General features: G+C 33.3%; 16 protein-coding genes. 13 read left to right on the top strand and 3 right to left on the bottom strand.

Going from position 1 to position 12,426, the window contains the following annotated elements:
- Positions 1-63 precede the first annotated feature (63 nt).
- Positions 64-603, bottom strand: a complete 540-nt coding sequence (locus BK137_RS01855) for a helix-turn-helix domain-containing protein (RefSeq protein ID WP_038190842.1) — start codon at positions 601-603, stop codon at positions 64-66.
- Between the two features lie 214 nt (positions 604-817).
- Here BK137_RS01855 and BK137_RS01850 point away from each other — a divergent pair, with 214 nt between their 5' ends.
- The 7 genes from BK137_RS01850 (at position 818) to BK137_RS22150 (ending at position 5,568) form a co-directional block, all read left to right on the top strand.
- The gene (locus tag BK137_RS01850) at positions 818-1,054 is read left to right on the top strand and encodes a PLD nuclease N-terminal domain-containing protein (RefSeq protein ID WP_038190841.1); all 237 of its coding nucleotides are present in this window, start codon (positions 818-820) and stop codon (positions 1,052-1,054) included.
- Positions 1,054-1,962 carry an ABC transporter ATP-binding protein gene (locus BK137_RS01845; RefSeq protein WP_038190838.1) on the top strand — a complete coding sequence of 303 codons (909 nt, stop codon included), beginning with the start codon at positions 1,054-1,056 and terminating at the stop codon, positions 1,960-1,962. Before BK137_RS01850 ends, BK137_RS01845 begins: the two co-directional genes overlap by 1 nt.
- Positions 1,959-2,747, top strand: a complete 789-nt coding sequence (locus BK137_RS01840; protein ID WP_038190835.1) for an ABC transporter permease — start codon at positions 1,959-1,961, stop codon at positions 2,745-2,747. The genes BK137_RS01845 and BK137_RS01840 overlap by 4 nt, the downstream gene beginning before the upstream one ends.
- A 74-nt stretch (positions 2,748-2,821) precedes the next feature.
- Positions 2,822-3,535 carry a Type 1 glutamine amidotransferase-like domain-containing protein gene (locus tag BK137_RS01835; RefSeq protein WP_051448853.1) on the top strand — a complete coding sequence of 238 codons (714 nt, stop codon included), beginning with the start codon at positions 2,822-2,824 and terminating at the stop codon, positions 3,533-3,535.
- 779 nt (positions 3,536-4,314) lie between these two features.
- On the top strand, positions 4,315-4,794 hold the full coding sequence (locus BK137_RS01825; RefSeq protein WP_038190819.1) for a tetratricopeptide repeat protein: 480 nt from the start codon (positions 4,315-4,317) through the stop codon (positions 4,792-4,794).
- 19 nt (positions 4,795-4,813) lie between these two features.
- On the top strand, positions 4,814-5,353 hold the full coding sequence (locus tag BK137_RS01820) for a P-loop nucleotide/nucleoside kinase family protein (protein ID WP_038190817.1): 540 nt from the start codon (positions 4,814-4,816) through the stop codon (positions 5,351-5,353).
- 41 nt (positions 5,354-5,394) lie between these two features.
- The gene (locus BK137_RS22150) at positions 5,395-5,568 is read left to right on the top strand and encodes a hypothetical protein (protein WP_155981211.1); all 174 of its coding nucleotides are present in this window, start codon (positions 5,395-5,397) and stop codon (positions 5,566-5,568) included.
- Positions 5,569-5,658: 90 nt separating this feature from the next.
- On the opposite strand, the gene BK137_RS01810 is transcribed toward BK137_RS22150, so the two are convergent.
- Positions 5,659-6,441: an enoyl-ACP reductase FabI gene (locus BK137_RS01810; protein WP_038190811.1), complete on the bottom strand. Its 783-nt coding sequence runs from the start codon at positions 6,439-6,441 to the stop codon at positions 5,659-5,661.
- 218 nt (positions 6,442-6,659) lie between these two features.
- On the opposite strand from BK137_RS01810, the gene BK137_RS01805 reads away from it, so the two are divergent.
- A complete protein-coding gene (locus tag BK137_RS01805; protein WP_038190809.1) occupies positions 6,660-6,986 on the top strand; it encodes a PadR family transcriptional regulator in 327 nt (108 codons plus the stop codon).
- A 73-nt stretch (positions 6,987-7,059) separates the two neighbouring features.
- Positions 7,060-7,725: a DUF1129 family protein gene (locus tag BK137_RS01800; protein ID WP_038190806.1), complete on the top strand. Its 666-nt coding sequence runs from the start codon at positions 7,060-7,062 to the stop codon at positions 7,723-7,725.
- Between the two features lie 425 nt (positions 7,726-8,150).
- Here the strand turns inward: BK137_RS01800 and BK137_RS01790 are convergent, their stop codons facing one another.
- Positions 8,151-8,399 carry a ferredoxin gene (locus BK137_RS01790; RefSeq protein ID WP_038190800.1) on the bottom strand — a complete coding sequence of 83 codons (249 nt, stop codon included), beginning with the start codon at positions 8,397-8,399 and terminating at the stop codon, positions 8,151-8,153.
- Between the two features lie 105 nt (positions 8,400-8,504).
- On the opposite strand from BK137_RS01790, the gene BK137_RS01785 reads away from it, so the two are divergent.
- The 4 genes from BK137_RS01785 (at position 8,505) to BK137_RS22145 (ending at position 12,231) form a co-directional block, all read left to right on the top strand.
- Positions 8,505-9,536, top strand: coding sequence for a YpbB family protein (locus BK137_RS01785; RefSeq protein ID WP_162148723.1), 1,032 nt, complete (start codon positions 8,505-8,507; stop codon positions 9,534-9,536).
- A gap of 1 nt (position 9,537) precedes the next feature.
- Positions 9,538-10,983 carry a RecQ family ATP-dependent DNA helicase gene (locus tag BK137_RS01780; RefSeq protein ID WP_038190788.1) on the top strand — a complete coding sequence of 482 codons (1,446 nt, stop codon included), beginning with the start codon at positions 9,538-9,540 and terminating at the stop codon, positions 10,981-10,983.
- 74 nt (positions 10,984-11,057) lie between these two features.
- Positions 11,058-11,747 (top strand): LysM peptidoglycan-binding domain-containing protein, encoded by a 690-nt coding sequence (locus BK137_RS01775; protein ID WP_038190787.1) that lies wholly within the window; start codon positions 11,058-11,060, stop codon positions 11,745-11,747.
- Between the two features lie 337 nt (positions 11,748-12,084).
- Positions 12,085-12,231 carry a hypothetical protein gene (locus tag BK137_RS22145; protein WP_164491936.1) on the top strand — a complete coding sequence of 49 codons (147 nt, stop codon included), beginning with the start codon at positions 12,085-12,087 and terminating at the stop codon, positions 12,229-12,231.
- Positions 12,232-12,426 lie beyond the last annotated feature (195 nt).

Genomic DNA, 12,426 nt, shown 5'->3' with positions numbered 1-12,426 from the left:
GAGCAACTTTACTTTCTCATTATTTTCACTTAATTATGGTGTAGTCCTAACCATATTTTAAAGCTAAGATTTTGGAATAATTGTTACTGCGACTGTACGTGTAGGGATATTTTGGTTGTTAATTTTTTTATTGTAATACTTGATCATTAAACTATTTAATTCTTGCTGGAAATTATCAAAATGTTCATCGTCAATTTTTAACTCTAAAAGTGAAAAGGTTGCCTTGTCTTCTTTAGATCCGTCTAGTTCTAATCCTGATAAATAACTTTCATATTGAGTCATTAAAGATAATTGATAATAAGATAAATAATTAACCTTTTCTTCTTTGGATAATTTTTGCCATTCTTCTGAGTCAAGTCGAGCAGCTTCCTCGTTTAGTGAATAGTATTTCTCAAATACAGATCTGACTTTTTTCTCTTTTATAATTTGGATAATACCAGCATCTAAAAGCACTTGAATATGTCTATATAGAGTGGCTTGTGGCACATCTTCTATAATCTTCACCATTTCAAGTGGAGTGAGACCAGTTTCTTTATTTCTCATAAGAGCTTGAGATATTTTCATTCTTACAGGGTGAATTAAAACTTCAGCTTTATTATTCATTATTTCTCCTTTGAAAAAAATTTTCATTATCCATATTGATAATATTATCAACATGAATTATTAAAATTACAAGTACAATATTTATATTATTTTTAATTCACAAAAATTGGTTGAAATAAAAATAATTTGAGAAAAGTCTATACAAATGTACTACAATTATATTATCATTATCAATAATGATAATGAATAATAAATTCAAGAGAGGGGATATAAAATGCAATTACATTATAATCTGGAAGATTTAAAGGATATAGATTGGATGGGAGTTTTACCAATCATATTACCTTTTATGGCAGTAGGATTTATTTTAATTTTGATTGCTTTATTAGATTTATATCGTAATCGTAAGACTAGGGAAAATGTCTTTATTTGGACACTTGTTATTTTATTTTGCAATACAATAGGTCCGATTTTATATTTCGTAATAGGAAGAAAGGATAGTAGAGCATAATGAAACTAGAAATTAAAAATGTAACAAAAAAATTTAAGGAAAAGAAAGCCGTTAGTCAATTTTCAATGGTATTAGAAACGGGTCAATGCGTAGGATTAATAGGACCTAACGGAGCGGGAAAATCGACATTAATTAAGATAATTGCTGATATCCTTCATACAGACGAAGGTGAAGTACTTTTAGAAGGTAAAAACATCTCGAAAATGAAGCGTGAAATAGGTTACCTACCTCAGTATCCAAATTTTTATGAATGGATGACCGCGAAAGAAACACTTTTTTTTATGGGGCAACTGTCGGGTATTTCAAAAAAAGAATTGAATAGAGATGTACCGATAATATTAGCTAAAGTGGGGCTTTCAGATGAAGAGGATGCCAAAGTTCGAACTTTCTCAGGTGGTATGAAGCAAAGACTTGGTATAGCACAGGCGTTGTTACATAAACCAGCTTTTATCGTAATGGATGAACCGGTCTCGGCTTTAGACCCGATAGGTAGAAGAGAGGTTCTAAATTTGATTCAAGAAATTAAGCAAGAAACAACAATATTATTATCAACCCATATTTTAAGTGACGCAGAGGAAATTTGTGAAAGATTCGTTGTCATTAAAAATGGTATAAAAATTGAAGATACAACAATGCTTGACCTGATAAGTCGTAATAGTAAACCTGTTGTATATTTAGAAATCACACATAATGATAAATCTTGGGTAGATACAGTGAAAATGCTCCCGTATGTAAAAGATGCAGAAATGACTGGCCATAAAGTAAAAGTTACATTAGATGATGTTGTAAAATATAAAAATTCTCTTATCCAGAATGCATTAGAAAATAATGTTGATATTATACGTTTTGAAATTGATGAACACGAAACCCTTGAAGAAATATTTTTGAAATTGGTGGTGGGTACATGAATTCTTTAGCTGTACTAATGAAAAAAGAATATAGTCAAGTGTTGAATGATTTCAAATTAATCTGGTTGCCCCTTGTTTTTATCTTTTTAGGCGCGACGCAGCCAATCATGACATATTACTTACCCTCAATTTTAGAAGCACTTGGTGGTACACAAGGAATTTCAATTGATCCATCTATGACTGAACAGACAGGAGGGCAGGTTCTTGCAGCAACGTTGGGCTCACAATTCGATCAACTTGGCATAATGATAATTGTCATTGCTATGATGGGGTTAATTCAATCAGATAAATCGAGTGGAATGTTAGCATTTATTTTAACAAGGCCAGTTACTGTTAGCTCTTATATTGGTGGAAAGCTCCTTTCTAATTATTTATTAGTCTCAATAAGTGTGGGGATTGGTTATGTCGTTTCTTTGTTATACATTCATTTCCTGTTTACCGGTATAGAGTTATCACTAATGATTACTGCACTTTTTTGTTATTTATTGTGGATCCTTTTTAGCTTATCGTTCACTACAATGCTAAGCGCAGTGTTAAATAGCCAAGCGTTAATTGCATTAATAGGTATTATTACGTTACTAATTTGTAGAATGTTAGTAGGGCTTCATCCAGTCTTAGATGTGGTAAATCCAGCTGGAATGAGCAAACATGCGATGAATTTGCTTATAACTGGCTCAGTGGGGGCAAACTTTTCTATTAATCTATTTGCAACAATTCTTTGGGTAATTTTAACAGTCACGTTTACGTATCATTGGATCGTGAAAAAAAAGTTCCAACCTAATTAGATTAAGAAAGTGTTAGAAGTTTGGAAATATAAAAACGATAAATTAACGAATTTTAACTGGAGAGGTAACATACTATGACTTGTATAGATGACAGTAAGATGTTGCAATTTATTGCACTCGGAGGTGGCAACTTTTCAACAAATATAGATAATCCATTACAAGAACAATATATATTACAGCAAGCAGTAAATATAAAACCTAGCATTTGTTTTATAGCAACAGCGAGTGAGGATAATGAAAGGTATATTAAAGATTTTTATAAAGTTTTTTCTATTAAGAAATGTAAGCCTACACATATTACGATTTCTGACATGAATGAAAAATGTCTGAATTCCATAATAGAGAAACAAGACATTCTTTATATTGGTGATGGTAACTTGAATTTTATGATCAATATATGGAGAAAATTTAAGATGGAAGAGAAACTTAAAGAAGCCTATCATAAAGGGAAAATCATAGTTGGAGCAGGTACGAGCGCAATATACTTGTTTGAAGAAGGGGTATGGAAGGACGAATCCTTAGTATACAAAATTTCCGCAGGCTTAGGTTTAATAAAAGGAGTTTTATGCCCTTACTACAATGATGAAGAGAGTAAACAAGCACTATTTAAGCTTATAAGTAATGGAAGAATTTCATCTGGATTAGCAGTAGATGATGGCGCTGTTGTCCACTTTAAAAATGGTGAATTAGCAAAATGTGTTGTTTCAAAGATAAATTCATCAGCATATTCGCTGTCAACAGATATCAAATTTACGAAAGAACATATGGAAGTTGTTATGCTCGGTTAGCTTGTTAAGTTTAGGAAATGTAAGTATCTAAAGTCAACATCATTTCTCTTAATTAATACTCTTATTGTTTATAAAAAGTATGTTGAACATATTCACTCTAATATTTTTTTGAATTAGATGGTTTTGATAAAAGGAAAAAGACTAGCTGAAATTAGTTAGTCTTTTTTATATTAGATGTAATTATTTTGAATATATAGGATAATGATGTATAGATGTTAGAGAGAAGTGAAAAGGGGGTTTTTATGGACAACAAAATGAAAAGGATGCTGTGGATAATTCCTAATATATGTTTTTATTTAACAGTAATCTTTTTAAGCATTTGGGTGGTCATCAATATGGAGGCCCTAGATGAAATAAATAGATTAGATATATTTAGAATCTTGATTATTTTGATACTTGGCGTTTCGATATCGGGATCATATCGGATAGTTTTTTGGATTAGATCCGGACAGTTATAGGAAGAGTTGATGAAATCTGGTTGCTATTTAAATTGAATGCTAGGCGAAGAAATCAATAAAATTTATATGGAGAGGGGCAATAAACGATGGTGATTTATTATGAAGTAGTCTGTGGTTTGTGTAAAGAACCTTATAAATTGATAGAAGGTACGAAGCATTACAAGCTATATAAAGAGAGAAAAGCAAAAAACTTTCATTGTGTAAGTTGTACAAAGAAATTAGAGCATGTGGCAAAACGGAAGAGATACTAATAAATGTAATCTTTGTAGAGTTAGAAAAATGGGTTATTAGTCCATCGTATATTAGGGAGTGAGCCGATTTATGCAGAGACTAGAAAAGGTTTTACAACTACGAGAGAAAAATTTATTAAGAGATTCTAATCAATTAATGATGGATATTCATCGGGATTACCCGGAAGATGGATTAGTAAATTATCAAACTGCATGGAGCTTAGATGTTCTAGGTCTTGAAAATGAAGCCATACTATACTATGAAAAAGCTATTTTACTAGGATTAAATAATCAAGATGAACCTAATGCTTATCTAGGTTTAGGTAGCACGTATCGAACAATTGGGGAGTATCAGAAGTCAGAAAAAGTATTTCAAGAAGGTATCACAAAATATCCGAATTTTAAAGCGCTCCAAGTATTTTACGCGATGACTTTGTTCAATTTGAAAAAGCACGAAGATTCTATTGGGCAATTACTTGATGTGATTATCTCGTCTACTAAAGATGAAAGTATTAAGGAATACGAGCGCGCTATTCATTTTTATAAAGATAAACTTCACCTAGTTTGGTAGTGAAAGGAGTTATAGAACAGTGTTTTTTATTCAAATGTCTGGATTTCCTGGATCAGGTAAATCCACACTTGCGCAAGCTATTGCAAAGCGTACTGGTGCGATTATAGTAGATCATGACATTATCAAATCAGCCTTATTAGCGAGTTGTAAAGAAATATTAGATAGAAAAACATCAGGTTCTATTTCTTATGAAATGGATTGGCAGCTAATAGATTATTATCTTGGGCTAGGCAATAGTGTGATTTTTGATAGTCCATGCTTATATGATGAAATGATTGATAGAGGTCTTTCACTACAGAAAAAGCATAATGTAACTTATAAGTATGTGGAGTGCTTACTAAATGATTTTGAAGAAATTAATCATCGGTTAGCTTCAAGAAATCGTAAGATGAGTCAGATCGCTTCTATAAATTCAAAAGAGGATTTTTTATATACAATTCAAAATAGTAAGAAGCCAGAAGAAATAAACTGTTTAAAGATAGATACTTCATACCCTTTAGAATCTTATATTGATCAGGTAATCGATTATATTCAGAATGATCATATTGAAATCTTTTGAATAAGAGTGAGATATAAGTGATTTTAAATGGAAGATATGGTGTGCTTTCGTTATGGATTGCTTCTTGGATAGTAAGTTTTTGGTTAGGTATTAAAGGTGTAAAATCAAAAGAAAGTGGACCCTTAAAATATTTTGGTATGAGTACTATTTCAATTGTTGTGCTAGGTTGTTTATTAATCATTGTATTAGTGGGCATTCGCGGTTTTGGTGCATAAATTATTTGAGGGTAAGTATTGACTATTTTGACAGGATGAAAAAGTAACGTAATAACGAGAAAAACGCACCCCTAAGAGTGCGTAATATTATTAAATTCCCATAATATTATAGCCACCATCAATATAAATCGTTTCGCCAGTGACGCCACGAGATAAATGACTAAGCATAACAATTGTCATATCAGCTACTTCAGCTTGTGTAACATTACGTTTTAACGGTGCGCTTTCTTCAATACGGTTTAAAATTTTGTTGAATGAAGGTACGCCTTTTGCTGCTAAAGTTTTAATCGCACCAGCTGAAATCGCATTAACACGAATATTATCAGCACCGATATCCGCTGCTAAATATCTTACAGATGCTTCTAGGGCAGCTTTAGCTACACCCATAACATTGTATCCTTCTAAGACACGTTCAGCTCCAAGATAACTCATTGTTACAATTGAACCGCCTTCAGTCATATAAGGATGTGCAGCTTTTGCAGCTGCAATTAGTGAATAGGCACTTGTGTCTTGTGCAAAAGCATAGCCATCACGGGAAGTTTCAAGGAAACGGTTTTTTAAATCCTCTGCGTTTGCAAATGCAACTGAATGTACGATACCATGAATTGTACCAACTTTAGCACCAATTGTATCGAAAGCAGCTTTAATACTTTCATCACTATTCACATCACATTGGATGAAAGTAGCCTCTTGGCCTTCATAACCTGCCATTAACTTTTCCAATTTCATTAAAGAGCGTTCTTTTCGATAAGTAAAGATGACGTTAGCGCCGACGTCGAAAAGAGATTTTGCGATTCCCCATGCAATGCTACGATCATTTGCCACGCCCATTACGACGATATTTTTATTTTTTAATTGTAGTAAGTTCTCCATAATAGCCTCCTGTATATAGTTACTATTAGTACCTGATACTAAAATTCTACCTTAAATTAGTAGTTAATGCAACTAGTGATTTAGCTACTTTGTATAACCACATAGTTGACAACCAAACCATTCCAATATATAGTAAATGTAGCTATTTTGTAATACAAAATAGTGTTTTATTTATATAGCTATCTTGTCATGCAATGTACTGAGGGGTGTTGAATAGGGTGTCTATAAGAAGTCAATTGCTAAAAGGCATATTAGATGGCTGCGTATTGGCAGTAATTGAAAATGAAGTTGTCTATGGCTACGAGCTATCAAAAAAGCTACAAACAATAGGCTTATCTGATGTCAGTGAAGGTACAATTTATCCAGTTCTTCTACGGCTTCAAAAGAATGAATTAATTACAGGAGAAATGAGACCTTCAGATTATGGCCCTAATCGTAAATATTATAAACTTACAACAGCGGGCAAAGAAGCATTAGATGATATTCGCTCTGAATGGCTTGGTATTTCTGATGCTGTAGGAAAACTAATGAAAGAGAAGGGTTAGTAAGTAAGGATTAATTCTATATCTTATAAAATTCTAAGTGGTGTGAACGACTACCGAGAGGGGATAAGCGGAAATGGTTATAGTGAAGAAGTTAATAGCAGATAATAATGAAAAACGTAAGCTATTAACGAAAGAAAATGAAATCTATTTTGATAAATTAATTGTCTATATTAGAGCGCATTTATTACTCTCTGAACGTCAATCAGAGGAAGTATTAACAGAGATCCTCGACCATTTATTATTAGCTCAAGCGGAAGGGAAAACAGCAAGTGATGTGTTTGGTTCTAATCCAAAATTGTACGCTGAAGAAATAGTGGAGGCATTGCCGAAAGAAAAGAAGGGAAGTCTTGTTACTTTCGGTGTCGAAATTTTATGTGACATAATTGGTTGGTTCATTATTATTGGAGCTATTGGTCGCTATTTAACAAAATCAGATCAGATTTATTTATATTCATCTATAATAAATGTCGTTGCAGTTGTTGCAATAGGCTCAGGCTTACTTTATCTAATATTGAAGCAGTTAAAACAAAGTGCATTTGAAGAAAAAATGTCGAAAAGAACTATCGTTAAATCAGGAGTTTTGGGAGTAGTAACTTTTGGCTTGTTTATAGCTATTCTTTACCTTACTGATGAGCTAGGTCCCCTTGTTAATATTACTTGGTTTACTCAGCTAGGTGCAGGATCTGCATTATTACTTATTAGTTATTTAATGAAACGTGATCGGACGAAAAGTTATTAAAAAAACTGCAGAAGCAATTCTGCAGTTTTTTCTCTATTCGTAATGAAATACATTTATAAGCAATTCAGATGATACCATACCTAACATAATAGCTATAAAGATGAATATGATTTCGCTCACATCGTAATCAAATGACATTAGAGGACCAGCCTCTGAAAATATCTTAATATATACAAAGATAAAGATAAAAAAGGTGGATAGTGCAAATTTTATCAGTCCTATGAGTAAGTTTTTCAAAGTATCAGCCCCTTGAACTTAAATAGTTTTAATGTAAATTACTATTTGCCAAAAAATAAAGAAAATAAATTATAATTCGAATAATGGCAGGACAACTTTTACTCAATATACGGATAAGTTGTGCAACATATGACTACAACAAAAAAAGACTATTTCCACTTAGTGAAAATAGTCTCTGTACTTTAATACTATTCGTATTTTAATGCATCGCCTTCGAATGACTCGTCAGCTACTTTAATTGAATCAGTAGGACATCCTTCGAATGCATCTTGCATATCTTCCATTAGATCATCTGGAACTTCTTCAGTTCCCATGTTATCATCTAGAATAACGAAGGCAATACCCTCGTCGTCATAATCATAAATATCTGGTGCAGCAGCGCCGCAAGCACCACATGCAATACATGTATCTTTATCAACAATGGTAAATTTCGCCATGCTTCTCTCTCCTTTTTACAATCGCTCCTAATTAGCTTCCTTTTCATTCTAAAGTGCTTTTCAACACATTTCAACCAAAATTACTTATTCATGGGGGAAATCGCATTGTACATACAACAAATTTTGTTACAGATTTTTCATAAATTTGGAGGTGAACGCTCCGTTTCAGCGGGTTTTCATTTGCTAAAAGGAAAACGTTCAGGACAAACAATTCAAGATGTAGGAAATTTTAATCTCCATTCTTTTTTCGGCTTAACACCTAAACTCACAAAAGAAATATATATGGAGTATGCAGAACAACTAATTGACTTAGGCTATGCTACATATAGAGATGAACAGTATTTTATACTAACAAATACCGGTTTAGAGGTACTTGGAAAAAGTAAACCTATGTATTTTAATGGCTGGTATTATCGAGGGAATGAGCATATCTTTTTCAAAAGATTATCATTAGTCGTACAATCATTGTCATATTCAGTACAGGAAATAAAATCGTTTGCTCCAATCCAAAAAGATGAAGATATTCAATTATGGGTAAAAAAATTTTTAGTAAAAAATAATTATAAATCAGACATGTTTTATCATGCTATGAGAGTTGAAATCTCAGATTCTCTTAATAAGTTGGATGTTGAAGATTCCTCATTAAATCTTTTACTCTATCGTTTAAGTGGATTTAATACACCTGGCTGGACGTGGCAACAGCTTGCTAGGGAACAAAATCGTTCTTTGTTAGATATTCAACTAGCTTATATAGAAGCACTGCATATGTGGTTAGATACTTTATATGAAGAGCCCAAGCACTATTTGTCACAACTTGCTGAAGGAGTACGTATTGAACAACTCTTAACAGAGTCATCTCAAAAGACTGCAAACTTATTTCAACAAGGTTTTACGTTAGAACAAATTGCTACGATGCGTCGTTTGAAAGAAAGTACGATTGAAGATCATTTCGTAGAGATGGCGATGACTATGTCGCAGTTTCCACTTGAACAATTTGTTGAGTCTCAAAATGTTGAGGCAATTGTACATGCTGTAAAACAAGTAAATAGTAAAAAATTAAAAGTATTGCGTGATGTTGTTCCTGAACTTTCTTATTTCCAAATCAGGCTCATTCTTGCGGCGAAAGGAGAAATGTGAAATGACAAATTTGGAGAAGCTATTACAACAACATTTTGGTTATTCAACATTTCGCTCTGGTCAAAAGGAAGTAATAGAAGCACTCATTGAAAGTCAAGATGTGATTGCTCTATTACCAACTGGAATGGGAAAGTCGCTCTGTTATCAATTACCTGGTTATATATTAAATAAACCGATATTAATCATTTCTCCATTGTTATCGTTAATGCAAGATCAAGTAGAGCAATTAAAACGATATGGAGAAAAGCGTGTTGTAGCATTAAATTCATTTTTGCAAATGTCTGAGAAACGAAATGTATTACAGCATTTACAGCAATATCGATTCATTTTTACATCACCGGAAATGTTGATGAATCCACAAGTACAAGGCGCACTTCGTGAAATGCAGTTAGGACTAATTGTTGTAGATGAAGCGCATTGTATTTCACAATGGGGGTTTGATTTTAGACCAGATTATTTAAAAATTACTGACTGGCTAGATGATACGAAACGCCCACCGATTTTAGCATTAAGTGCTACTGCAACAGAGCAAGTTGTAAAAGATATGAAGAATTATTTGCATATGAGAGAGCCATTTGAATATATTCATTCTGTGGACCGTTTCAATTTACACTATGATGTAGTACAACTTGAAAACACCGCTGAAAAAGCCCCATGGATAGTGGATCATGTCTTAAAAACTTGTGGTCCAGGGATCATATATACACAGTCCCGTAAAAAAACGGGTGTCTATGCTGAGCAACTTTTAGCTAATGGTATTCGAGCAGCAGCATATCATGCGGGGATGGAGGCAGAAGATCGACAATTTATCCAACAGCAATTTTTGGCTGGGCAGCTCGAATGGATTTGTGCAACTAACGCTTTTGGTATGGGAGTTCACAAAGATAATGTTCGTCAAATCATTCACGATCATATACCATCTACTGTAGCCAACTATATGCAAGAGGTAGGGCGTGCAGGACGTGATGGACAGGAAGCACTGTCAATATTGCTTTATGTTCCAAATGATGAGGATATGACGAAATTTATCGTCACAGAAGATTTACCTCAGCAACGCCATGTCGAACAGTATGTAGCATACATGCAGCAAGGTGGAAACCCAGCAATTATGCTAGATCAACATCAAATAAGTGAAACTGGGTTTCGTGTACTTTCTTATTGGATGCAAAGTTTGATGCCAGAAGAAGTGCAACAAAAGCTTACTGCAATTCGTTTTAGTAAAGTTCATCAAGTAGACGAAATGAAGGAACTTGTAACAGCAGAGAAATGTATACGTGAGCAGCTACTACATTATTTCGGGCAGTCATTAGAAGAAAAACCTGCTCATTGCTGCCATTATTGTGGAATAGAAATTTCTTCAATTTTGAAAAGAAGGAAGCATTTAGAAATGAAGGGAAATATAGGTTCGTGGAAAGAGAGGTTGACTGCTTTATTGCCGAATCTTTAACAGAACGTACATTTACTTTTATGTTTTATTTCGTCATAATATAGAATAGTACTAGTGAAAAAGGAGTGGTTAAGATGGCTCAAAAGGATTATCGCGAAAAAATAGAAGAGCATCGTCAAACCATTAAGTTAAAGCTCGATTCTGAGAATAACGAAAACCCTTCGAGAATGACCCGTAGTCAGCTTCATGGTAATAATAATAAGAAAAAGAAACGACGTATTAATCCATTACCAACGATTTTAGCCGTTATCTTTATATCAATTCCTATATCCATCCTTATTTATGTTGGTTTTTTCTATGACAAGGGTGGTAATGAAGAAACGGAATTAGAAAAAGATCATGTGAAATTTGAAACCAATACAAAAGCAAATACACAAGCAAAAGCTGAAGAAAAAGCGGAAGACAAAGCGGAAGACAAGAAGGAAAAAGAAAAAGTTAAAGAAGAAAAGACAGCAACTAAAGAAAAAGTGGATACATCCACAAAGAAGGATGACAATGCAGCGGTAGAACCTCCAAAGGATACTGTTACAACGACTCCAAATAATAACGGACAGACTACTGAAACCAATACAACCTCACCTGATGAAGCCTATCAACAAGCGCAGGTGAGTGGTCGTTTACATACTGTTCAAACAGGGGATACACTTTATAACATAGCCATGAAGTATTACGGTAGTATAGATGGCATTGCGAAGATTAAACAAGCAAATGGCTTGACTAGTGATAATGTTGTAGTTGGATCGAGCTTGGCGATCCCACAATAACTATGGTTATAAAATTGAATAGATATCTGAAAAGATTGGTAAAGTGGAATGATTCTAAAGAATACCTAGTACTCTTATCTTCCTAACATTGTGGTTGTTTCATTATTCACCAACATTCTATTGCAGACAGTGACGTTTTAATCATTGTCTGCTTTTTTTGTCGAATGCTATATTCGTATTTTAGTAAAGCAGGTATATTTGGAAGCGTGTCGAATCAATTTAGTATGAAATTTATTTATTTGATAAATGTAGGTCAAATGAAAGTGGTTCGAAAGTAATGAATGATTGAGGGATATTTAATTTACAAATAGCCAGGTTTTGAATAAGGAGGCTAGAAATGTTAAGGCTTATAGATGACTTAGCTGGTGCTATCTATGATTTCTTTAAGTTTATTTTAACAAGCATTTCTTACATTGTTACAGGTATGTTGATTGTTGGAATACCACTTTATATAATTGCAACAGTACTTGAATGGTTTCTTTAACTGGTTGCTTTTCTATAATCAAATGGATACGCTTTTTCTTACTTCAAGTTGTGGTGACTATCATTAAATCTAATCTGGTCTTTTGGGATACTTAAATCAGATTATAATAATAAAGTAACATATGAAGGGACAGATCACATTTTTCATTGCTACTTTAAAGCAACTTGAGCGAGGGCGGTTTCCCGAGTGAGCATA

The sequence above is a fragment of the Viridibacillus arenosi genome, assembly GCF_001955655.1.
GTDB lineage: Bacteria > Bacillota > Bacilli > Bacillales_A > Planococcaceae > Viridibacillus > Viridibacillus arenosi.
The sequence above is the reverse complement of the archived record's forward strand: the minus strand, read 5'-3'. Positions and strand labels throughout refer to the sequence as shown.